The sequence below is a fragment of the Micromonospora sp. RV43 genome (genome assembly GCF_001029515.1).
In the GTDB taxonomy this organism is placed as follows: Bacteria; Actinomycetota; Actinomycetes; order Mycobacteriales; family Micromonosporaceae; genus Micromonospora; species Micromonospora aurantiaca.
Map to the genome: position 1 here is coordinate 1 of NZ_LEKG01000128.1, position 22,161 is coordinate 22,161.

Sequence of the window (22,161 nt, forward strand, 5' to 3'; positions counted from 1 at the left end):
GGTCGGTGGCGATGAGCTGCCCGAGCCGGTAGAGGAACTCCACGAACGCGGCGAACGTGCTGTTCACCGTCTCCAGGTTCGGTGTCTCCAGGTCCAGCAGGATCACCGCGCCGGTGCCCGCGTCCAGGCAGAACAGCAGCGCCGGGTCCTCCGGGGAGGCGCCCAGCACGACGTACGGGCGGGGGCCCTGGTCGCCCAGCTCGATCGACAGCGTGGAGAACAGCTCGACGTCGGGTACCGAGACGTCGACCGTGAACAGGATCGGCACCTCGACCGGAAGCGCCCCGTCGGGCGGGAACACCTCCGGCCCGAGCGGCCCGAGGATCGCGTCGAAACGCTGGTCGGGGAAGTAGATGACGCCCCGCTCACCCCAGAGTGCGGTGAGCTGCTCCCGGGTGACGGTCACGGCTGCGCCTCGTCCTCGTCCACGTCGTCCGACTCGTCGAGCAGGCCCTGCCGGTCCAGGAACGCGTACCACGCGTCGTCGTCGGTGACCAGCTCGGCGTAGCCGGGGCCGAGCACGTAGTAGTGCACGAACGAGTCGAGGTCGGGCGCCAGCTCCTCGAACGCGTCGCCCATGAACCACTCGGTGCCGGTCGGCGGGAAGTACCACACCGCGCCGGTCGCCCGCTCCAGGAAGATCGGCTCGTCGCTGCGCGTGCCGACCACGAGCCAGCCGGTCTTGTCCTGCGGGATGGGGGAGAAGTCGGGCGCGTAGTCGAGGAAGTACTGCACCCCGGCGAGCCGGCCGGCCGAGGCCAGCTCGAACGCCCCGGCCCGCAGGCCGTCGGCGGCGAGCAGCAGATCACGCAGGCCGGCCGGCAGCTCCGCCGGCACGTCACCGTCGTCGGCGGGCGCGCCGATCTGCGCGTACGCGAGACTCGCCGGCTCGTCCGCGGCCAGGTCGGCGCGGAGTTCGTCGAGAAGCTGCGCGAGATCGGAAGTCAATCCACTACCTCTATTCGGATCGGGGTTCCGTCCGGCAGATTCTGGATCTGCCCCCAGATCTGGGAGCCGATGTCCGTGTTGGTTCTACCATGCAGCAGCTTGAGGTTGTCGACGGTGTCCGGCCCGCCGAGCTGCAGTTCCCACACGTGGTCGGGATGGTAGTCGCTGAGCCGTTGACTGAGCCGGTTGGCGAGGTCCTTGTCGTGCGGCCAGTACTTGTCCCAGATCTTCTGCCGGATCCGGTCCTTGTAGCCGTCGGTGATGCTCTTGTCGCGCTGCACCGGGTTGGTGGCCTTGTAGAGCTTGCCGGAGTCGCTGAGCTTCTTCAGCGCGGCCATCTTGCGCCGGAACTGGGCGGTGGCGTGGAAGTCGCGGCGCTCCACCCGGACCACCTTCGTGGGCAGGCTCCGGTTCGGCCCGGTGACCCGGACGATCGGCTTCTCCAGCTTCTCGACCGCCTTGCGGACGATCTTGCCGGCGGCCGGTTTCGCGGCGGCGCCCGGGCCGCGCCTCGGGCTAGGCATCGAGCAGTCTCCCGATGACCTGGTCGATGAGCGCGCCGACGATCTCCCGGGTGATGATCTGGAAGATCGGGATCTCGGCCAGCGAAGCGCCGAACGTGACCACGGCGGTGGCGATCGCCTGGGCGACCTGGAACGCGAGGATGGCGAGCTGCACGATCACCGCGATCTTCAGCGCCAGCACGATCGCCGCGCAGATGATCAGCCCGGCGCCCAGCAGCATCGCCGCGGGCATGCTGTCGTGCAGCACGAGCGGCCCGTTCTGCTCGCCGCCCCACCACTTCTGGAACGCCGCGATCGCCGGGCCGACGTTCTGCGTCCACACCTGCGCGGCGGCCGCGTCCGCCTCGCCGGCCGCCGCCCCGATCCGGCCGCCGAACTCCAGCCACGCCTGGCCCATCTCGAAGAGCTTCTCCTCGTCGGCGGCCGGCCAGGTGTAGCCGATCCAGCCGAGCGCGGTGACCAGCTCACCGGGTAGTTGCAGTCCCACGGTTCACCCCAGCCCGCCGGCCAGCGAGCGCATGGTGCCCGCGCCGTCCTCGTCGACCCGCTCGTACGAGTCGGCCATCCCCGCGATGTCGGCGCCCGCGGAGGTGAACTCGTCGGCGGCCATGCCGAGGCAGTCGAAGATGTAGTTCGCCACCTCGGTGTACGCGATGCCGATCAGCGACCCGATGTCGTCGGCGCCCCACGGCTCGCCGTAGCCCTGCATCCGCGCCTCGAACGCCTCCAGCTCGCCGTTGAACCGCTTGGCCACGTCGGTGACTCCGCGCCCGGCGGCCCGGATCAGCGGCGGGTGCACCTCGAAGCCGCCGCCGCTCATCGCTGCCCGCCGCGCGCCAGCCGTTCCTGCGCCTCGGTGAGCGCGTCGAGGAACGACCCGAGCCGGGGTACGGCCGTGTCCCGTACCTCCTGCAACTGCTCCCGCAACTGCGACATGTCCGCGACCTGCGGAGCCGGGCCGGCGCGCAGCCCGTCGATCGCCGCGTTGACGGCGGTGACGATGTGCGCGGTCAGCTCCTCGGAGCCGAGCCGCATCAGCCGCGGCTCGACGTGCAGCGAGTGGAGCCGGCCGTCGCGGCCCATCTCGGCGCGTACCTGCCCGTCGGCGGCCTCGCCGACCGCGGGCGTCTCCGCCTCACCCTCCGGCGGCGGACCCACCGTCCGAAGTGCCGCCATCGTCGCGTCGAGCATGCGGGTGAAATCGCCGCTCATCGAAGGATCCGCACTCATGAGCCCTCCCCAAGGCCAAACGCCACGAGCGTAACCGAGAGGGACAAAGCGATTCCGCCCCGTACGACCGCGCGGTCCACGACGGACCGTTCGACCGGCCTACCGTCACGGGCGTGAACCGTCCGGACGCGAGCAGCGGACAACAGGTGACACGTCCCCACTCGCCGAGAGGCCGCGCATGAGAAGACTGAGACGGGCGACGGATGCCGACGTCGGCGCGCTCACCGACGCCGAGGTCGTCGCCCGGTCCGTACGGGAACCGGAGACCTTCGCCGCGATCTTCGACCGGCACGCGCCGCACATCCACCGCTACCTGGCGCGGCGCCTCGGTTCCGCGGCGGCCGACGACCTGGTGGCGGAGACGTTCCTCGCCGCGTTCCGGCGCCGGGACCGGTTCGACACCGGCCGCCCGAACGCCCGCCCGTGGCTGTACGGGATCGCCACCAACCTCGTCGCCCAGCAGCGGCGCACCGAGGAACGGGAGTACCGGCTGCGGCAGGCGTACCGCCCGGCGACGTCCGAGGCGTCCCCCGCCGACCGGGTCGCAGGCGAGGTGACCGCGCGGTCGCTGCGCCGGCACCTGCTCGACGCGCTGGCCGGGCTCGCCGACGGGGACCGCGACGTGCTGCTGCTCGTCGCCTGGGAGGACCTGACGTACGAGGAGGTCGCCGCCGCGCTGACCATCCCGGTCGGCACCGTGCGGTCCCGGCTGAACCGGGCGCGCCGGCTGCTGCGGGAACGGCTCGGCGGCGACTCGGCCGACACCATCGAGGAGGTACTGAGCAATGGATGAGATGCGACTGCTCCAGCGGCTCGGCGACGAGACCGAGCTGCCTGCGGACGAACGGCTCGCCGCCGCGCGTACCCGGCTGGTCGGCGCGATGACCACGACGGAGGCCGCGCCGGTTCGGCGGGCACGACGGCCGGCCTGGCGGCTGGTCCTCACCGGCGTCGCGACGGCGTCGGTGGCGGCGTCGCTGGCCGCGGTGCTGGTGCTGGCGCCGGACCGGATCGGCGGCAGCGCGCCGGCCGCCCGGGCCGACGCCCGGCAGGTGCTGCGCGACGCGGCGGCGGCGGCGTTGCGGCTGCCGGACGTCGAGCCCCGGCCCGACCAGTTCGTCTACACGCGTTCGCAGGGCGGCCGGGAGCTGCGGGAGAGCTGGGCGTCGGTGGACGGGACCAGGGACGGCCTGGTCGTCGAGTACCCGCAGGGCGGCCGCCAGGAGTTCGTGCTCCCCGGCTGCCGGGACGGCCGGGCGAAGATGTACAAGGGCGGGCAGCTCCTGCCGGGCACCGAGCCGTGCGTGGCGGAGCCCGCCTACGATCCCGCCGTGCCCACCGACGCCGCCGCGATGCGCGCCTACCTGGACAAGCACCGCAGCGGCGAGCCCGGTGACGTCAACGCCGCCGCGAAGGACGTGCTAGACCTGCTCAACGACTCCTACCTGCGGCCACGGTCGCGGGCCGCGCTGTTCGAGGCCGCCGCCGCGACGCCGGGCCTGAAGGTGGTGGAGAAGGCCACCGACGGTGCGGGCCGCTCCGGTGTGGGCGTCAGCTGGTCCTCCCCGGGGAGCCCGGCCCTGATGGTGCTGGTGTTCGACCCGCGGACGTACGCGTTCCTCGGCGTGGGCGGGGAGGCGGGCACGTCGGCGGTGCTGTCCGTCGCCGTTGTGGACCGGGTCGGCCAGAAGGGCTGACGCCCGCCGGGCGGGTCGCCTCCCTGGGCGGCCCGCCCGCTCCGGTCGTGCGTCCGGGGCCTGGGCCATCATGGGCGTCATGACGAAGGCGGACGTGGTGGTGGTCGGCGGCGGCGTCATCGGGATGACGACGGCGCTCACGCTCCAGCGGCGCGGCTCCCGGGTCACCGTGCTGACCGCCCACGACCCGGCCGACACGGTGTCGACGGTGGCCGCCGCGGTCTGGTACCCGAGCCACACCGAGGAGGATCCCCGGGTGCTGCGCTGGGCCCGGGACACCCACGCCGAGCTGCGCCGCCAGGCGGCCGACGGGGTGCCGGGAGTGGTCGACCGGCCCACCCGGATGTGGTTGCGCCACCGCTACGCCGGGCCGCCCTGGTGGGCCGACGCCTGCGGCGACCTGACGGCCGAGCCGGCGGAGCCGCCGTACACCGCGCTGCTGCGGTTCACCGCCCCGTCGGTGGAGATGACCCCGTACCTCGCCTGGCTCCGGCAGCGGCTGGAGGCGGGCGGCGGCCGGGTCGTCGGCCGCGCGCTGGGCACGCTCGCCGAGGCGTACGAGGTCGCCCCGGTCGTGGTGAACGCGACCGGCCTGGCCGCCGGCCGGCTCGCCGCCGACCCGGCCGTGTACCCGGCGCGCGGGCACGTCCTGCTGGTGGCGAACCCGGGCCTGACCGTCTCGGTACGCGACGAGGACGACCCGGCAGGAGTCACGTACGTGCATCCGCGCCGCCACGACGTGGTGCTCGGCGGCACCTACGAGGCCGGGGTGGGACACACCCGCCCCGACCCGGAGGAGGCGGCGGCGATCCGGCGCCGGTGCGTGGCGCTGGTGCCGCAGCTCGCGGACGCGCCGGTGCTGGGGGAGCGGATCGGGCTGCGGCCGGCCCGGCACGGCGGCCCCCGGGTGGAGGTGGACCCGGCGGACGGGCGGCTGGTGCACGCGTACGGGCACGGCGGCGCCGGGGTGACGCTGTCCTGGGGCTGCGCCGCCGAGGTGGCCGACCTGGCCCTGGGCGTCTGACCGCCCCGGCGCGCGACGGTCCACAGTCGGGGCTCGGCGGACGGTAACCTCGGCCCGGTGTCCGCCCGCCGCGCCGCACTGTTCGCCCTCGTCGCCCTGATCGCCGTCCACATCGGCTGCACGCTTGTCGCGCTTGCCGCCTACAGCCACCGGATCGGCCTGGTGACCCACGACGGCTCCGGTTTCCTGGTGGAGCTGCTCGACGCCGTGGTGCCCCTGCGTGACCTGCTGCCCGCCGTGCTCTGGCTGCTGCCGGTCACGCTGCTCGTCACGTTCGCGGCCCTCGGCCGGTGGGCCGTCCGGCGGACCGTCCGCCCCGACGACGAGCGGCTTCCGGCGAGGGCGTGGACCGCCGGTATCGCCGCGGTGCTGCTCAACCCGCTGGCGGCCGTGCGCTACGCGTCGGCCACCGCCGCGGGCGGCGAATACATGCGTACGGTGCAGGTGGAGACCACCCTTCTGGTGCTCGCCGCGGCCGTGGCGACCACGATCAGCGCGCTCGCCGTTGCCGGGTTCGTCCGGCGCTCCGACGCCGCCTGAGCGCTCTGTTCACCGCTCCAGGACGGTCAGCCATTCGGCGGCGCGGGGACGGTATCCGTGCAGCTCGAAGAGCCCGCGCACGATCGCCGGCACGTGCCCGGCGCCGTACACGACCGCCACGTCGATGCGTTCCGCCGACCGGGTACCGATCAGCTCGGACAACGCGGCGAGCAGCCGCTCGTCGCGTTCGCCGCCGAACGCGCGCTCGGCGTGCTCGGTGAACTCGTGGTCGGCGTACCGCTCGTCGGTGGCCGACGGCAGGTCGCTCATCTCGATCTCGGGCGAGAGCAGCCGCCGGGTGCCGCCGAAGAACTGCATCACCATCACGAACGGGATCACCAGCCACATCTGGAGGCGGTACCGCAGCGGCATCGCCCGCCAGCCCTGGGCGAACTCCGCCGCCGACACGTCCGGGTTGAGCACCTCGACGCCGAGAGACGCGTACGGGATGGGGTCTGTCACCAGGCCGGAGCGCCGGTTGGCCGGCATGGCCCGTAGGTGAGTGTCAACGCCGAGCCGACCGCGGACCGGCCGCTGACGCCCTCGACGACGAGCAGGTCGCATTCCCGGAGCCGCTTCGTGACCGCCGCGTAGAGCGCCGGGCTCGCCACGTGGAGCATCGGGAACACCAGGAACTCCAACCGGCTGCCGGGACGGCGTAGACGGAGCACGGCGGACCGGGTGCCGAGGACGCTGTGTTCGATGATCTGCATGCCTGCCCCCGTGGCATCGGCTGCTGTTGTCGGCAGGGTAGGGCTGCCCGGCAAACCGTCCCGCGGACCGGTCAGGAATCGAGAAGCCCCGGGCGGGCGCCCGGACCTAGCGTTTCCGGCACGGGCCTCCCCGCCGGGGAGGCCACCGGCGAGAGGTCACCGTCCATGGACACGCGCATCCGTCAGCTGCACCGCTGGTTCTCCGTCGCCTTCACCGTGACCGTCGTGATCACCTTCGTGGCGCTGGCCCAGAAGGACCCGATCGTGTGGGTCTCCTACGTGCCGCTGCTCCCGCTCGCCCTGCTCCTGATCAGCGGCCTCTACCTGTTCGCGCTGCCGTACCTGCGGCGTCGGCGCACCGCCGCGCGTACGCGCTGACCTGGGGGATTACCGGGGCCGGTCAGCGGGCAACACTGGCGGATGGAGCAGAAGGTGATGGTGTTCGCCCCGGCCCCGCTGTTGACGGTGACGATCGAGCAGCAGGGCGACGTACCCGAGCTGCACCTGCACCCCGGCGGGCAGGGGGTGTGGCAGACCCGGATGATCGCGGCGCTCGGCGTACCGGTGACCATGTGCGTGGGTCTCGGCGGCGAGGTGGGCGACGCGGTCCGCAAGCTGCTCGACGACGAGGACGTCACGGTCCGGACGGTGCGGCGGGAGTCCGGCACCGGCTGGTACGTGCACGACCGGCGCGACGGCGAGCGGACCGAGATCGCCGAGCACCCGGGGGCGCCGATGGTGCGGCACGACATCGACGAGCTGTACACGGTGACGCTCACCGAAGGGCTGCGCGCGCCGGTCAGCGTGCTCAGCGGGCCGGCCGACCCGCAGGTGGTGGACCCGGACATCTACCGCCGGCTCGCCGCCGACCTCGGCGCCAACGGCGGCAAGGTGGTGGCCGACCTGTCCGGGCCGTACCTGGAGGCGGTGCTCGACGGCGGCGTGAGCGTGCTGAAGGTCAGCCACGAGGAGCTGCTCGACGACGGCCTGGCCAAGGACGACAGCGTCGAGGCGCTGCGCGACGCCGGTCGCCGGTGCCAGGAGCGGGGCGCGCGGACGGTGCTGATCAGCCGCGCGGGGGAGCCCGCGCTGGCGCTGCCGGAGGACGGCGAGCCGCTGCTGGTGCACGCCCCGCCGCTGGAGCTGGCCGACCACCGGGGCGCCGGTGACTCGATGACCGCCGGGGTCGCCGCGGTGCTGGCCCGGGGCGGGGACATGCGGGAGGCGCTGCACATCGGCGCCGCCGCGGGCGCGCTGAACGTGACCCGGCACGGGCTGGGCACGGGCCGGGCCGAGGCGGTACGCGAACTGGCCGGCCGGGTGCGGCTGACCCTGCTGGACGGTGGCGACGATGACGGCTGACCGGCCGCCACGGGTGCTGGTGACCAACGACGACGGTGTGCACGCCCCCGGCATCCGCGCGCTGGCCCGGTCGGCGTACGAGCGCGGGATGGACGTGGTGGTCGCGGCGCCGGAGGCCGAGGCGAGCGGGATGAGCGCGGCGCTGTCGGCGGTGACCGACGACGGGCGGCTGGTGTTCCGCGAGACCGAGCTGGACGGGCTGCCCGGTGTGCCCGCGTACGCGGTGGCGGCCTCCCCGGCGTACATCGCGGTGCTGGCCGGGCTCGGCGTGTTCGGGCCGGTGCCGGACCTGCTGCTGTCCGGCATCAACCGGGGCGCCAACGCGGGCCACGCGGTCCTGCACTCCGGCACCGTCGGCGCGGCGCTGACCGCCGGCAACAACGGCATCCGCGCGCTCGCCGTGTCGCTCGACGTGCTCACCCCGGCGGCGGCGAGCGCCGGCAGCGGTGGCGCGGCGATCGCGGTGCTGGACAGCGTGGACGACGAGTCCCGCCACTGGTCGACAGCCGCCGACCTGGCCGCGACGCTGCTGCCGTGGCTGGCCGGGGCGGATCCGGGCACCGTGCTCAACCTCAACGTGCCGGACCGGCCGGCCGATCAGGTGGCCGGGCTGCGCCAGGCGACACTCGCCCCGTTCGGTCAGGTGCAGGTGTCCGTCGCCGAGCGCGGTGAGGGGTTCGTGCGTACGGCTGTGGAGGCGAACGCGGTCCGCGCGGTCCCCGGCACCGACATCGCCTGGCTGGCCGACGGGTACGCGGCGGTCACCGCGATCCGGGCGCTCGGACACCTGCCCGACGTGGAGCTGCCGGTCGACGGCTGAGGACGGCTCCGCCCCGCCACCGTCGCACGGGTGGCGGGGCGGAGAGCGTCACTCGCCGGCCGCGCGGCGGCGGTCGGCCTCGGCGTCGGCGGCACCCACCGGGGTGCCGTCGCTGTCCCGGTCGGCCCGGGACAGGTCCACGTCGGCGCCGGCCCGGGCGGCGTCGGCAGCCGCGTCGTCGGCGCCGACGACCTCACCGCCGTCGGCCTGTCCGTCGTCGGGGACCAGCCGTCCGGCGGCGGCCAGCCCGATCGGTGCGTACCTGGGGTCGGTCATCTCGTCCTCCTCACCGGTGCTCCTGTGCAAGCGGTACCCCGGTACGGGACGCGGCACACGCGCGCGGGTCAGCGGCCCCGGTCGAGGAAGTCCAGGGTGACCGCGGCGAACAGCGGCGACTGGTCGATGTCGTAGTGGGTCAGGCCGGGCAGGATCGCCAGCGCGTGCCCGCCCGCCGGGCGGCCCTCGCCCGTCCAGCCGCCGTCGCGCCGGCCGCCGTCGAGCAGCCCGAACACCTCGACGAAGTGGCTCGGCGGGGCCATGTCGGCGTCGGCGGCCACCACGAGCGTCGGCACCCGCAGGGCACGTACCTGCTCGGTGAGGTCGAAGTCCTCCCGCATCGCCTCACCGATCTTGTCGAGCAGCCGGGGGAAGTCCTCCGGACGGGGCGCGACCCGCTGGTACAGCTCGTACATCGGGGTGTCCTTCATGTACTCGGCCGCCGCGGCGCCGACCTGGCCCTGCTGCGCCAGCAGCTCCGGGTAGACGGCGTCGCGGCGGATGTGCGCGGACGCGGCGACCAGGCGGCCGACCTTCTCCGGGTGCCGGAAACCGGTGTGCAGGGCGACACCGCCGCCGAGGGAGAAGCCGACCACGTCCGGCCGGTCCAGCCCGAGGTGGTCGATCAGCGCGGCCACGTCGTCGGCCATCAGCGCCATGTCGAGCGGCCGGTCCACGTCGGCGGTGCGGCCGTGCCCCTGGAGGTCCACCAGGATCACCCGGTGCCTCGCGGTGAGCGCGGGCAGGATCGGGGCGAACATCTCGCCCGAGCAGAGGCCGCCGTGCAGCAGGATCATCGGCCGGCCCTCGCCGTGCGTCTCGTGGTAGAGGTGGACGCCGTTGACGTCGGCGTACCGCCCCGGGGCGTGGGTCTCGTCGCGCTGCGCTGTGGTCATCGGTGCTCCTCGGACGTGGTGACCTGACGGCTGTCAGACCGGCCGGGCGGCACCGACTCATCGGTGCGGGCTCGAACGTGCTCGCATTGACGCAGCATGTGGGCTAGTTTCGGCGGGGTGAGCGAGGTGGCGAGCGTCCCCGTCGAGGCGCAACTCGAGGCGTACCGGTCGGAGCTGACCGGCTACTGCTACCGGATGCTGGGTTCGGCCTTCGAGGCCGAGGACGCGGTGCAGGACACGTTCGTCCGGGCCTGGCGTAATTTCGACAAGTTCGAGGGGCGGTCCGCGCTGCGGACCTGGCTCTACCGGATCGCGACGAACGTCTGCCTCACCATGTCCACCAGCGCGCAGCGCCGGATCCGGCCGATGGACCTCGGTCCGGCCGGCGTCGGCACCGCCACCCACCCCGGCGAGCCGCGCCCGGAGCAGATCTGGCTCGGCCCGGCGCCCGACGACCGGGTGCTGCCCGAGGTCGCCGATCCGGCCGAGGTGGTCGCCGGCCGGGAGTCGGTCCGGCTGGCGTTCGTCGCGGCGTTGCAGCACCTGCCGCCGAAGCAGCGGGCCGTGCTGATCCTGCGCGAGGTGCTGGCCTGGTCGGCCCAGGAGGTCGCCGACCTGCTCGACACGTCGGTGGCGAGCGTCAACAGCGCGCTGCAACGGGCGCGCGCCACGCTCGCTTCGGCCGACACCGAGGCCGAGGTGCGCCGGCCGCTCGACAGCGAGCAGCAGGCGCTGCTCGCCCGTTACGTGTGGGCCTTCGAGGCGTACGACCTGGCGGCGCTCACCGCGCTGCTGCACGAGGACGCGACGCTGTCGATGCCGCCGCTGCCGCTGTGGCTGCGCGGTCCCGAGCACATCGCGGCGTGGATGGCCGGCACCGGCAGCGGCTGCCGCGGCTCCCGCCTGGTGCCGACCGCCGCCAACGGGATGCCGGCGTTCGGGCACTACCGGCGCGACCCCGACGGCTCAGGCCACGTGCCCTGGGCGCTGATCGTGATCGGCGTCTCCGGCGGCCGGATCACGTCGCTCAACAACTTCCTCGACGTCGAGCGCCTGTTCCCGCTGTTCGGGCTGCCGGACCGGCTCGAGGAGGGCACCGGCCAGCCCGAGCAGGCCGGCGAGCTCGCGTAGGTCGTCGCCCGCGCCGCGTACCTCCAGCCGCCAGCCGAACCGCCGCGCGGTCAGGCGGATCCGTGCCAGCACCTCGACCGTGACCAGGTCGGGCGCGGTCACCGCGGACACGTCGCACACCACCACGCCCCGGTCGCGGCCACGCAGCGCCTCGGCCAGTTCGGCGCAGCGGGCCGCGCTGTCCGCGCGGGTCGGCGTCCCGTCGGCCAGGCAGAGCATGTGGGTGATCACACGCATTGGACCGCCGTACGCCCCGGCTCTCATCGGTACGCGTGCGCCGGCGCAACTTGCCTCGAACACCTTGTTGCTGGCAGTTACATCGACGTTAACTGCTATACCAATCATCGGTGCTCGGCTATATGATCCCGGTAGCTCACCCCGAAGCCTCACGAAACCGCAGCTCCCGCACCCCTCGGGTCGAACTCCGCAAGCCAGGTGCCTCCGCATCGTCGTGCCTGGCGACCGCCCGGCGCTGTGGTTCGGCCTGCCGGAAAGGTGGGAACGGATGACAGGGCTCCCGTCCTTGGTCATCGGCATCGCGTCCTCGTCGGCCGAGCGCCGGCAGCTCGCCCAACTGCTCGGCGGCACCGAGTCGTTCCTGATCGTGTCCAGCGCCCATCAGGCCCGCCGCTTCCTCGACCTGGTACGCCGGCCCGCGCTGGCCCCGGCGCCGCACCCGCCCGCGAATGACGAGGCGCCGGCCGAGCCACCCGGGCGGGAACTGGCCGTCGACTCCGACCGGCGGGTGCTGCGCTGGCGGGAGCGGGAGATCGGGTTGACGCCACTGGAGCACGACCTGCTCGTCTGCCTCACCGGTACACCCGGCCAGGTGTGGACGTACGCACGGCTGCACCGCGCCGTCTGGGGCAACGACCACCTCGGGCGGGGGTCGGACATGCACTCCGTGGTACGCCGCCTCCGCCGCAAGCTGGGCCGCCTGGACGCCCCCGCCATGATCCACGCCGTCCGAGGCGTAGGCTTCCGCCTCACCCCGTAACGCCTGACCCCGCCCGGTTTCGCCGTTGATCTTGCAGTTACGGCCCCTCGGGTGGGGCTTTCGTCTGCCTTGCCGGGGCCGCGAGTGCAAGATCGCCGGGGAAAGGGGGCGGCCCGCCCGGCGGGTGTGCCGGGCGGGCCGTCCTCGTCAGCCGCTGGGGTCAGCAGCGGGTGGGGGAGAGGGTGAAGTCCTCAACGGTGGGCGTGCTGCTGTTGATCTTCGTCTGGCGCGTCTGGGGCTTCCAGCCGTCCTTCGCGACGATCAGCGTCAGCGGGTTGTTGCGCCGGTCCATCCAGTAGGCGTACCGGCCCTCGGCGTCGGTGGTGAACGTGTACGAGTTCGCCCAGGAGTCGACCTGCACGGTCACGCCCGCCAGCGGCGCGGTGGCGCCCTGGCAGCTCTTGCCGGAGACCGTGCCGGACAGCTTGCCCCAGGTGGTCGGCGGCTGCGCGATCATGGTGACCGCCACCGGCTCCACCGTGTACGGGGTGTTCTCCTTGATCACCACGGACGCGGAGTACGTGCCGGGCTGGTCGACGTTCGCGGTCATGCCGACCGTGACGGTGACCTTCTCGCCCGGCGCCAGCGTGACCTTCGACTTGTCGACGGTCAGCCAGCTCACGTCGGCCGCGCCCTCGGCGCACTCGCCGAAGCCGGGCAGGACCTCGCTGTCCTTGGTGGCCGTGAAGCCGCCCGACGAGCCGCCGACCTTGTAGAACCCGCAGGCCGCGCCACCCCGGTAGCGGGGGGCGTTGGCGTTGGGCAGGTTGGCCCACGAGTTGGTCGCCGGGTCGAAGGCGAAGCCGGCGTTGGTGATGGCGCCACCCTGCGACCCGCCGACGACGAGGAGCTTGCCGTTGGCGACCGCGTACGAGGCGGCCCAGCTGTCGGCCGGCGCGTCCGGGATGGCGGTCCAGGCGCCCGCGGCCGGGTCGAAGGCGTAACCGACCTTCTGCGACGTGGTGCCGTCGTTGCCACCGGTGCAGTAGACGGTGCCGTCGATCCCGCCGCAGGACAGGAACGCCACCGACTTCGGGTACGCCGGCAGCGTCTCCCAGGCGTCGGCGCCCGGGTCGTACCGGACCACCGAGTTGGCCATCGGCGTGCAGCTCGCTGTGGTGCAGCCGCCGATCGCGTACAGCTTGCCGCCCGCGACCGCCTGGCCGGCCGCCGCGCGCGGCGCCGGGTTGTCGGCCTTGCGGGTCCAGGTGTTCGCCGCCGGGTCGTACGAGAAGGTGGCGGCGTCCGGTCCGGCGGCACCCCAGCCACCGGTGGCGATGATCTTGCCGTCGAGCACGCCGACCGTCATGGCGTTACGTGCCCCGGGCAGGTCGGCGATGCCGGTCCACGCCTGGGTGATCGGGTCGTACCGGTAGTTCTTGGCGCTCGACGCGGTGCCGTCGCCACCGGCGATGGAGTAGACGGTGCCGTCGACGTTGACGACCCGGTTGTCCATCACGTTCGCCGGGTAGCCCGGGATGGTGGTCCAGGGGTCCGCCTGCGGTGCGGCGGCGGCGATCGCGTTCGACGACTTGCCCGACGAGCGGGCCGCGAACGACGTGGCGGCGGTCAGCCGCTGGACCGGTGCGCCGGTGGAGCCGAGCAGCGCCTGCTCGGACAGCCGGGAGCCGTCGGCCCGTTGCAGCACGAACCCGCCGTCGCGCTCACTGAACTCGGCGGTGACCGGGGCCCCGCCGGTGTTCGTGACGGTGAACGTCTTGCTGACCTTCCCGCTGGGCATCCGGACCGTGCCGGTGATCGAGGTCGGCTTCACCGACAGCCGGCCGGCGGCGAGCTGGAAGTTGGCCGCTGTGGCCCAGTCCTCCTCGACCGCCACCTGCTTGGTCTGGCTCACGTAGTTGCCGGCACCGGCGGTGAACGGGTGCGTCCCGGTCAGCGACGAGAACATCCAGTAGAAGCCGTCGGGCAGCTCGGTGTCGTCCGGCGTGGCGACTGTGGTGGCCTTCTCCGCCGGGCGGTCCTTGCTGGTCACCGTGGCGCCGTTGACGTAGCTGTTGTCGTTCTTGTCGCGGACGTGGCCGAGCACCAGGCCGCCCTTGACCGGCTTGCAGACGAGCTTGCTGCCGATGAGGACGTTGTCGACCTGCCACCACCATTCCCAGCTCGCCTCGTAGTAGTGGAAGCGCACCTGCACCTGCGACTGGCCGGCCGCCTGCGGGATCGGCACCTCGGTCACCCGCGGGCCGCGGACGTCGGCCGCCTGCCGGAGCACGTTGCTCCACGTGGTGCCGCCGTCCAGGCTCAGGTCCACGTCCGCGCGGTCGCTGTTGAGCCAGTTGTAGTCCTGGTTGAACCGGATCACCGGCGCGGTCACGCCGGTCAGGTCGACCACCGGGCTGACCAGCGACGTGTCCTGCCGCCCGCCGCTGCCGTAGTTGTCGCTGTCGATGATGGCGAAGTTGCCGCTGCCGCCGGTCAGGTTGCCGCGCTCACCGGCGTCGGTGAACTCCCAGACCTGGCCGGTGCCGGCGTTGTCCACCACGGTCCAGCCGTCCGGGACACCGGTGCCGTCGAACGTCTCGTACTCGCCGTCGGAGCTGACGGTGTAGCCGGGGGCGGTGGTGCACGCCTCCGGGTTCGCCTGCACCGCGATGTTGGCGGTCACGTTGCCCGTGCCGACGGTGACCTCCTTGGTGGTGGTCAGGTAGCCGGCGTACTGCGGCTCGACCTTGAGCCGGTACGTCGTCCCGGACGGCAGCGACAGGCTGTAGCGGCCGGTCGTCGGCGTCGTGTAGTCGGAGATCGGCGTGCCCTCGACGCTCACCTTCGCGTACAGCGGCCAGCCGTGCCCGGACCCGTCGGTGACCTGCCCGCTGACCGTGACGCTCGCTACCGCGGTGAGCGCCACGTCGAGCGTGGTCGTCGTGTTCGCGGTGATCGTCGCCGGCAGGGTGCGGGTCGCGTACCCGAACGCCGAGACGACCACCTGGTAGTCGCCGGCCGGCAGGAGCGAGGAGTACGTCCCGTCCGCGCCGGTGGTCAGCGTGCGATCGGCCGCCCCGGACAGGGTGACAGTCGCGCCGGCGATCCCGGCCCCGGTGGCGGCGTCGGTGACCTTGCCGGCCAGCGTGCCGTTGTCGCCGATGGGGGCGGCGGCGAGCAGCGCGAGCGCGTCCAGGCGGCCCTCACCGTAGACGTTGTTGTCGTCGGTGGTGCCGCCGCACTGCGAGTCGCCCTTGTCGATCGCCGTGTCGTTGAGCAGCGCGCGGGTCGCCGTGATGTCGCCGACCAGCGTGGGCGCCGCCGACCAGAGCAGCGCGATCGCGCCGGCCAGGTGCGGCGCCGCCATCGAGGTGCCGCTGATGCTGGCGTACGAGTTGGTCGGCACGCTGGAGCGCACGTTCACACCAGGCGCCGAGATGTTCGGCTTGATCTCGCCGTTCTGCCCGGTACCCCGGGACGAGAAGCTGGCGATGTTGTTGTTGACGTCGTACGCGCCGGCCGAGTAGTTGCTCGCCAGGCTGCCCGGTGAGCCGCTGGTCTGGCAGGACGGGCCGTTGTTGCCGTTGGACCAGACGCCGAAGATGCCGGAGGCGGTCCACGCGTTCGTGACGTCCTCCATGAACGGCTCGTTCGACGGCGCCGTGGTGCCCCACGAGTTGTTGATGATGTTCGGCCGCTTGCTGGCGTCCGGGTTCTGCCCGTTGAGGTCGGTGGGCTCCAGCATCCACTGGCCGGAGGAGATCAGCGCGGCGTCGGACGGGCAGCACCCGTTCGCGGCGATCCACTTGACCTCGGGGGCGACACCGATCTGGTTGGCCCCGTCGGCGCCGGCCATGGTGCCCATGGTGTGTGTGCCGTGGCCGTCGGAGTCGCACGGCGCGGTGGCGCACTCGCCTGCGGCGTCGAACCAGTTGTAGTCGTGGTCGAAGGTGCCGTCACCGTTGTTGCCCCGGTAGGCGTTCACCAGCGCCGGGTGGTTGAACTGGACGCCGCTGTCGATGCTCGCCACCGTGATCCCGGCGCCCTTGACGCCGTACTGGGACCAGACGTCGTCGGCGTTGATGTTGGCGATGCCCCACTCCAGGGCGTTCGCCGACTTCTCGTCGGTGCCGGGGGTGGTCTCCGGCAGCTTGTACTCCACCGGCGCGTACAGGCCGTCCACCTCGGAGTGGGCGGCGAAGTTCTGCGCCATGGTCAGCGAGCCGTCGGTGACCTTGATGGCGTTCGTCGCCCAGAAGGTCTGGTACTTCGTGCCCGAGCGGTCCAGCTCGGCGCGGATCTTCGACTGGCTGTCGGCGGCTGTCTTCTTCAGCGCCGCCGCGACGACGGCGCCGCGCTCGTTCCAGTCCTTGATCGAGGCGGCCTTGCTCAGGTCCGCCTTGGCGCCGAAGTGGATCCAGAAGTCGCCCTCGCTCTTGCGCTGGAGCTGGCGGGTGAGCTCGGGACGGATCTTGTCGCCGGCCGCCGCGCCCGCACCCGTCTCGGCCTGTGCCGCAGTGCCGGTCGCGGCCAGCGCGGTGGCGGCGAGCACCAGGGCGGCGCCCGCGCTCACCAGCCGCCGGGCCGGGCCCCATCTGTGTGGACGTCTCAGCATCGGTGCTGCCTCCTCCTCCGATGACCCGCTGATGATCGAGCCATGGCAGAAGGGCCAGGAGACGTGCTCTCCCGACTGCTACACCGGTGTGAAAAGAACCCCCCAGGCCCCCTAGGCGCCGTGCGGGTCTGCGCCGGACGCCTGAGTGGACACTATGATCGACAGTAAGGAACGATCAATGACCGTACGTGAGCAACATGTCACCAACAGGCCCCCGGATCGGGCGGCCTGTTGACAGTTTTTGTCACGGTGGGGCGCGGTGACGACTGACGGCACGAACGCGGCGAACTCCGGCACCGACCCGTCGGAGCGCCCCTTCTCGCTCGTCATCGGGGTGACGTCGTCCCCGGCCGAACGGCTGCGGCTGACCGAGCTGCTGGACGGCGTCGCGCCCCTTCTGATGGTCGCCGATCTGGACGAGCTGCGCGAGTTGATCACGGATGCGCCGGCCTCGGCGCACGCACCTGCCCCGGCCGTCGCGCCGGCTGCGCCCGTACCCCGGGACAAGCCCGCGCCGGACGGCGCGCTGGTGATCGACGCGGCCCGGTCGACCGCCCGGTGGGGCAACCGGGAGACCGCCCTGACCCGGCTGGAACGCGACCTGCTGACCTGCCTGACCGTCGAGCCGGTACGGGTGTGGAGCTACGCCGAGCTGCACCACGCGGTCTGGCACGACGCGCCGACGCATGGCCGGGCCGACGTGCAGTCCCTGGTCAAGCGGTTGCGCCGTAAGCTCGACGAACTGGGCACCGGCGTCACCATCGCGGCGGTACGCGGCGTCGGCCTGCGGCTGACCGACCACCGCCACCCCCGGGTACGGGGCGACTGACCCACCCCTGGGTCCGCTGTGTAAGGCCGCACGTTGCGGACCGGACGGCGCGCACGGCCGGACGGTGACAGCCGGTGACCCGATCGGTGGAGGCGCCCTGCCGGTGTGGCCGGAATTGATGGCGACCGGTCGATTACCGGTGCGGCACGTATCGCGAGAAGTCTTTGCCTCCTACGGTGGCGTCCGGCACGCGGACGGAGGGGACTCGGGAATCACCCGAGGGGGCCGTCCCGGCGGACAGGGAGAGTTGTCTCGATGCGAGTTTGGCTTCGCGCGGTGACGGTCGTCGTCGCCGGCGCGGTCGTGGTGGCGGGAGTGCCGGCGCTCGCCGCCACCGTCACCGTGCGGGACGCCGGCGTGGCCGGCCACACCGGCGCACAGGCGACGGGAAGCAGCGCCGCGCTCGGCGCCGCGCGCACCACGGCGACCCGTGCGCTGGTCACCCCCGGGGACACCCGGCTGATGCCGACCACCCCCCGCACCGACACGCCGCGGATCACCAACGGCGAGATCGTCGACATCGAAGTGATCGGCAACCGCGTCTTCATCGCCGGCACGTTCACCTCGATCGCGAACGTCGGCGGGTCCGCGATCACGCAGCGGTCCCTGGCGTCGTACAACCTGGACACCGGCAAGGTGGACACCGGGTTCAAGCCGGTCATCGACGGCGCGGTCGCCGCGGTGGAGGCGTCGCCGGACGGCAAGTCGCTCTACATCGCCGGCGCGTTCAACACCGTCAACGGCGTCACCAAGCGCAAGATCGCCCGGCTGAACCCGACCACCGGCGCGCCGGTCGCCGCGTTCACCGCCACCGCGAACGCGCGGGCCACCGCGCTGGCCGTCAGCGCCAACGCCGTCTACGTCGGCGGCCAGTTCGCCACCGTCAACGGCGTCAGCCGCAGCGGCCTGGCCGCGCTCAACCCCACCACCGGCGCCGTCGACACCGGCTTCAACCTGCCGGTCACCGGCGGCATCGGCGTCGGCGGCATGCTCACCGTGCAGCAGCTCAAGCTCACCCACGACCGCAGCAAGCTGCTGGTCGTGCACACCGGCCGCCAGATCGCCGGCCAGGACCGCTACGGCGTGGCGCTCATCGGTACGGCCACCAAGGCGCTGCTGCCGTGGCGCACCCGGCTGTGGGAGGACAACCTCTCCTTCGTCGGCGGCATCCAGCGCGTCTTCGCCGGTGACATCGCGCCGGACGACTCGTACTTCGTGGTCACCAGCGGCTCCGGCGGCGACCGGCCGCCGATCAACGACACCGCCATCGCGTACCCGCTGACCGGAAACGACAACGTCGAGCCGCTCTGGATCTCCCGGCACTTCGACAGCATCTACTCGGTCGCGATCACCGACACCGCCGTCTACGTCGGCGGCCACTTCAGCTGGCAGGAGTCGCCCACGTCGAACGTGCCGTGGCCCGGCCTGGACAACGTCGGATACGGCACCGGCCAGGGGCTCAGCGGCTACGGCCTCGGCGACCAGGTGGTCCGCCGCGACCACCTCGGCGCGCTGGACCCGCTCACCGGCACCGCGCTGGAGTGGAACCCCGGCTCCAACTCGTACGAGGGCGAGAAGGCGATGCTCGCCACCTCGCGCGGCCTGCTCGTCGGCGGTGACGGCAACGTCAAGGGCGGCAAGACCACCGGCCGGGTCGCCTTCTTCGACCTCTCCAAGCAGCCCGCGCCCGCGGCGCTGGACACCACCGTCACGACGCCGATCGAGGGCGCGGTGAAGCCGGCCGGCGAGTCGTTCACGATCAGCGGCCAGGCGCTCGCCCCGGCCGGCGTGGCGCGGGTCCAGCTGGAGATCCAGGACCGCAACAGCGGCAAGTACCTCCAGGCCGACCTGACCACCTGGGGCGCGTTCAAGGCGATCAACACGACTGTCGCCGCGCCGAACGCCACCTCCACCACGTGGAGCCTGCCGGTGACGCTGCCGGCCGGCGTCTACCAGTTGCAGGCGAAGACGTTCGACCGCAAGGGGGCCGGCGACACCACCAAGGCGGTCAAGAAGATCGAGACGTTCCGCTTCGACGACCTGCCGCCGTCGACCCGGATCAGCTCGCCGTCGGCCGGCCTGCTCGCCACGCAGACGTTCGTGGCCTCCGGCACCGCCACCGACGACAAGGGCGTCAACTCGCTCATCTACTCGTTCCGCACGCCCGACAACCGGTACCTCCAGGACGACGGCACCGTCGCCGCCGTCTACAACACCTTCCGCGGCGAGCCGGACGTGATCGGCGCGACGTCCACCACCTGGCAGTACGAGGTCACGCTGCCGGTCGAGGGACAGTGGAAGATGACCGCCACCGCCGTCGACACGACCGGGCAGAGCGACCTGCGTGGCGACACCCGCGACTGGACCGTCTCGGCCAACGGCGTACCGCCGGCAGTGGCGATCACCTCGCCGGTGGCGATGACCCCGCCGGGCAGCCCGGCGCCGTTCACCGTCGCGCCCGGTGGCGCTGTCACGTTCGCCGGTACGGCGAGCGACGACGACGCCCTGAAGTCGGTCGAGATCTACCTGCGCAACAACACCACCCGCGAGGCGCTCGCCAGCGACGGTACGTGGGGCGCCGACTCGGTCGCCGGCTACCACCGGATCTCCCCGACCAACCTCGACGCCGCGACGTTCGACTGGTCGTTCACCACGGTGCCGCTCACCCCGGGCGTCTACGACTTCCGGGTACGGGCGACCGACAAGCTCGGCCTGACCACGTCCAGCACCAACATGGGCCGGCTCACAGTCACCGCCCAGGTGCCCGGCGACGCCTTCCCGAACGGGCTGCTCAGCTTCACCGGCACCAACCAGGACGTCGACCAGCTGCACCTGGACCTGACCGGCACGGCGACCGACGACAAGGGCGTGCGGGCGGTCCGGATCGCGCTGCGCGACCTGGACACCGGCCGGTACGTGCAGCCCAACGGCACCATGGCCGCCGCGTTCGCGACAGTCGACGCGACGCTCGCCGCGTCCGGCGCGACCAGCACCGCGTTCACGCTCTCGATCGACCTGCCCACCCGCGGCACGTACAGCGTGGAGGCGTGGGCCGTGGACACCGCCGGTCAGCAGGACAACTCGACCAGCGGCGCCACCGCCCGCTACCTGGTCTACCCGGGTGACACCGACCCGACGCTGGAGCCGAGCATCACGCCGGTCGAGGGTCAGGCGTACACCGGTGGCCGGATCGTCATCACCGGCCGGGCCGTGGACGACGGCGGGATGCAGAAGGTCGAGGTGCAGATCGGCAACAGCGCCGGGCAGGGCATGAACTCGGCCGGCACGTTCGGCCGGGCGGGCGCGCCGACCAGCTGGCCGTGGATCGCCACGTTCCTCACCAGCCCGGGGTCGCCGGGGTCGAACTTCGCGTACACGTCGCCGGTGATCCCGGCCGGCACGTACACGGTGACGATCCGCGGCATGGACAACCGGGGGCAGTACCAGCAGCCGCCCCGTACCGTCACGGTGACCGTCACCGACTGACCGGACGGCCTCGCGGGCCGGTCCGCGCCGGGTCTCCCGGCGCCGGGCCGGCCCGTGCCCGTCTCAGGGCCGGATCAGGCACATCCCGGCGGTGGCCGGCCGGTCCATCGTGGCCAGCGCGTCAGGCGCGGCGTCGAGGTCGATGGTGCGGGTGACCAGCTCGGCCGGGCGCAGCACCCCGGCGGTGACCAGCCGCAGCATCTCCGGGTACGCGTGCGCCGGCATGCCGTGGCTGCCGCGCAGCTCCAGCTCGTACGCGATCACCAGGTCCATCGGCAGCGCGGGCCGGCCCTGCGCGGCGGGCAGCAGCCCGACCTGCACGTGCCGGCCGCGCCGGCGCAGGCCCTCGATCGACGCCACGCAGGTGGCGTGACTGCCGAGCGCGTCCAGCGACAGGTGGGCGCCCCCGCCGGTGGCCTCCCGGATCGCGGCGGCCACCTCGGCGGGACCGCCGAGCGCGCTCGCGTCCACGCAGACCGCGGCGCCGCTGCGGCGGGCCAGCTCCAGCGCGCCGGACGACACGTCCACCGCCACCACCCGCGCCCCGCTCGCCGCCGCCACCATGACCGCGGACAGGCCGACGCCGCCGCAGCCGTGCACTGCGACCCACTCGCCCGCCGCGACCCGGCCCTGCGCGACGACGGCCCGGAACGCGGTGGCGAACCGGCAGCCGAGCGCGGCGGCGGCCGCCTCGTCCAGCTCGTCCGGCAGCCGGACCAGGTTGACGTCGGCGTGCCGTACCGCGACCAGGTCGGCGAACGAGCCCCACCCGGTGAAGCCCGGCTGGGTCTGCCGCTCGCAGACCTGCTGGTCGCCGGCCAGGCAGGACGGGCACCGCCCGCACGCGCAGACGAACGGCGCTGTCACACGGTCGCCGGGCCGCCAGCCGCGTACGTCCGCGCCGGCGGCCACGACGACACCGGCGAACTCGTGCCCCGGCACGTGCGGCAGGCGGATGTCCGGGTCGTGGCCCTGCCAGCCGTGCCAGTCGCTGCGGCACAGGCCGGTCGCGCCGACCCGGACGACGACCCCGTCCGGCGCCGGCGCCGGGTCGTCCACCTCCCGGACCTCCGGCCGTACCCCGAACTGCTCGAACACCACAGCACGCATGCCCCGATCCTCACACCCAC

Annotated in this window: 23 protein-coding genes and 1 pseudogene; 11 read left to right on the forward strand and 13 right to left on the reverse strand. The window is 72.9% G+C overall.

Annotation, left to right across the window (positions count from 1 at the left end; translation table 11 throughout):
- From ABD52_RS26025 to ABD52_RS26050, 6 genes are all read right to left on the reverse strand, one after another.
- Positions 1 to 406 (reverse strand): SUKH-4 family immunity protein (locus ABD52_RS26025; RefSeq protein ID WP_047893538.1); only part of this gene is annotated, 406 nt, incomplete at its 3' end.
- Positions 403 to 948, reverse strand: coding sequence for an SUKH-4 family immunity protein (locus ABD52_RS26030; protein WP_047893539.1), 546 nt, complete (start codon positions 946 to 948; stop codon positions 403 to 405). The genes ABD52_RS26030 and ABD52_RS26025, both read right to left, overlap by 4 nt.
- Positions 945 to 1,472, reverse strand: coding sequence for a hypothetical protein (locus ABD52_RS26035; protein ID WP_047893540.1), 528 nt, complete (start codon positions 1,470 to 1,472; stop codon positions 945 to 947). Before ABD52_RS26035 ends, ABD52_RS26030 begins: the two co-directional genes overlap by 4 nt.
- A complete protein-coding gene (locus ABD52_RS26040) occupies positions 1,465 to 1,959 on the reverse strand; it encodes a hypothetical protein (protein WP_013285192.1) in 495 nt (164 codons plus the stop codon). Before ABD52_RS26040 ends, ABD52_RS26035 begins: the two co-directional genes overlap by 8 nt.
- Positions 1,960 to 1,962: 3 nt before the next feature.
- Positions 1,963 to 2,292, reverse strand: coding sequence for a hypothetical protein (locus ABD52_RS26045; RefSeq protein ID WP_013285193.1), 330 nt, complete (start codon positions 2,290 to 2,292; stop codon positions 1,963 to 1,965).
- Complete coding sequence (locus tag ABD52_RS26050; protein ID WP_013285194.1) at positions 2,289 to 2,702, reverse strand: YbaB/EbfC family nucleoid-associated protein; 414 nt, start codon at positions 2,700 to 2,702, stop codon at positions 2,289 to 2,291. The genes ABD52_RS26045 and ABD52_RS26050 overlap by 4 nt, the downstream gene beginning before the upstream one ends.
- Before the next feature lie 178 nt (positions 2,703 to 2,880).
- Here ABD52_RS26050 and ABD52_RS26055 point away from each other — a divergent pair, with 178 nt between their 5' ends.
- The 4 genes from ABD52_RS26055 (at position 2,881) to ABD52_RS26070 (ending at position 5,963) form a co-directional block, all read left to right on the forward strand.
- Positions 2,881 to 3,495: an RNA polymerase sigma factor gene (locus ABD52_RS26055; protein WP_047893541.1), complete on the forward strand. Its 615-nt coding sequence runs from the start codon at positions 2,881 to 2,883 to the stop codon at positions 3,493 to 3,495.
- Positions 3,488 to 4,399: a CU044_5270 family protein gene (locus ABD52_RS26060; protein ID WP_047893542.1), complete on the forward strand. Its 912-nt coding sequence runs from the start codon at positions 3,488 to 3,490 to the stop codon at positions 4,397 to 4,399. The genes ABD52_RS26055 and ABD52_RS26060 overlap by 8 nt, the downstream gene beginning before the upstream one ends.
- Positions 4,400 to 4,469: 70 nt before the next feature.
- On the forward strand, positions 4,470 to 5,423 hold the full coding sequence (locus ABD52_RS26065) for an FAD-dependent oxidoreductase (protein ID WP_047893543.1): 954 nt from the start codon (positions 4,470 to 4,472) through the stop codon (positions 5,421 to 5,423).
- Positions 5,424 to 5,480: 57 nt separating this feature from the next.
- Positions 5,481 to 5,963, forward strand: coding sequence for a hypothetical protein (locus ABD52_RS26070; RefSeq protein WP_047893544.1), 483 nt, complete (start codon positions 5,481 to 5,483; stop codon positions 5,961 to 5,963).
- 9 nt (positions 5,964 to 5,972) lie between these two features.
- On the opposite strand, the gene ABD52_RS26075 is transcribed toward ABD52_RS26070, so the two are convergent.
- On the reverse strand, positions 5,973 to 6,452 hold the full coding sequence (locus ABD52_RS26075; protein WP_235437559.1) for a hypothetical protein: 480 nt from the start codon (positions 6,450 to 6,452) through the stop codon (positions 5,973 to 5,975).
- Positions 6,422 to 6,676 carry a hypothetical protein gene (locus tag ABD52_RS41035; protein WP_235437560.1) on the reverse strand — a complete coding sequence of 85 codons (255 nt, stop codon included), beginning with the start codon at positions 6,674 to 6,676 and terminating at the stop codon, positions 6,422 to 6,424. The genes ABD52_RS26075 and ABD52_RS41035 overlap by 31 nt, the downstream gene beginning before the upstream one ends.
- A gap of 165 nt (positions 6,677 to 6,841) precedes the next feature.
- Between ABD52_RS41035 and ABD52_RS26080 the strand changes: the two genes are divergently transcribed.
- Genes ABD52_RS26080 through surE form a run of 3 tightly spaced genes read left to right on the forward strand, consistent with a single transcriptional unit; the run spans position 6,842 to position 8,858 of the window.
- Positions 6,842 to 7,054: a hypothetical protein gene (locus tag ABD52_RS26080; RefSeq protein WP_013285200.1), complete on the forward strand. Its 213-nt coding sequence runs from the start codon at positions 6,842 to 6,844 to the stop codon at positions 7,052 to 7,054.
- 42 nt (positions 7,055 to 7,096) lie between these two features.
- A complete protein-coding gene (locus ABD52_RS26085) occupies positions 7,097 to 8,038 on the forward strand; it encodes a 1-phosphofructokinase family hexose kinase (RefSeq protein WP_235437561.1) in 942 nt (313 codons plus the stop codon).
- Positions 8,028 to 8,858, forward strand: a complete 831-nt coding sequence (gene surE / locus ABD52_RS26090; RefSeq protein ID WP_013285202.1) for a 5'/3'-nucleotidase SurE — start codon at positions 8,028 to 8,030, stop codon at positions 8,856 to 8,858. Before ABD52_RS26085 ends, surE begins: the two co-directional genes overlap by 11 nt.
- Positions 8,859 to 8,906: 48 nt before the next feature.
- Here the strand turns inward: surE and ABD52_RS26095 are convergent, their stop codons facing one another.
- Positions 8,907 to 9,134 (reverse strand): hypothetical protein, encoded by a 228-nt coding sequence (locus ABD52_RS26095; protein ID WP_030270782.1) that lies wholly within the window; start codon positions 9,132 to 9,134, stop codon positions 8,907 to 8,909.
- A 68-nt stretch (positions 9,135 to 9,202) separates the two neighbouring features.
- On the reverse strand, positions 9,203 to 10,030 hold the full coding sequence (locus ABD52_RS26100; protein WP_047893545.1) for an alpha/beta fold hydrolase: 828 nt from the start codon (positions 10,028 to 10,030) through the stop codon (positions 9,203 to 9,205).
- 96 nt (positions 10,031 to 10,126) lie between these two features.
- Here ABD52_RS26100 and ABD52_RS26105 point away from each other — a divergent pair, with 96 nt between their 5' ends.
- The gene (locus tag ABD52_RS26105) at positions 10,127 to 11,161 is read left to right on the forward strand and encodes a sigma-70 family RNA polymerase sigma factor (RefSeq protein WP_047893546.1); all 1,035 of its coding nucleotides are present in this window, start codon (positions 10,127 to 10,129) and stop codon (positions 11,159 to 11,161) included.
- Positions 11,162 to 11,191: 30 nt separating this feature from the next.
- On the opposite strand, the pseudogene ABD52_RS41740 reads toward ABD52_RS26105, so the two are convergent.
- Positions 11,192 to 11,698, reverse strand: a pseudogene (locus ABD52_RS41740) (hypothetical protein); the annotation flags it as partial.
- Here ABD52_RS41740 and ABD52_RS26110 point away from each other — a divergent pair.
- Entirely contained in the window at positions 11,667 to 12,158 is a 492-nt protein-coding gene (locus ABD52_RS26110; protein ID WP_047893547.1) for a winged helix-turn-helix domain-containing protein, read from the forward strand. The pseudogene ABD52_RS41740 and the gene ABD52_RS26110 sit on opposite strands and share 32 nt — an antisense overlap.
- Positions 12,159 to 12,318: 160 nt before the next feature.
- Here ABD52_RS26110 and ABD52_RS26115 read toward each other — a convergent pair whose 3' ends face one another.
- On the reverse strand, positions 12,319 to 16,716 hold the full coding sequence (locus ABD52_RS26115) for a S8 family serine peptidase (RefSeq protein WP_047893548.1): 4,398 nt from the start codon (positions 16,714 to 16,716) through the stop codon (positions 12,319 to 12,321).
- Between the two features lie 259 nt (positions 16,717 to 16,975).
- Here ABD52_RS26115 and ABD52_RS26120 point away from each other — a divergent pair, with 259 nt between their 5' ends.
- Together ABD52_RS26120 and ABD52_RS26125 are read left to right on the forward strand one after the other, a co-directional pair.
- A complete protein-coding gene (locus ABD52_RS26120; RefSeq protein ID WP_013285208.1) occupies positions 16,976 to 17,545 on the forward strand; it encodes a winged helix-turn-helix domain-containing protein in 570 nt (189 codons plus the stop codon).
- 255 nt (positions 17,546 to 17,800) lie between these two features.
- Entirely contained in the window at positions 17,801 to 21,031 is a 3,231-nt protein-coding gene (locus ABD52_RS26125) for an Ig-like domain-containing protein (protein WP_047893549.1), read from the forward strand.
- Positions 21,032 to 21,094: 63 nt separating this feature from the next.
- Here the strand turns inward: ABD52_RS26125 and ABD52_RS26130 are convergent.
- On the reverse strand, positions 21,095 to 22,161 hold a 1,067-nt coding region (locus ABD52_RS26130), incomplete at its 5' end, for a zinc-dependent alcohol dehydrogenase family protein (RefSeq protein ID WP_235437562.1).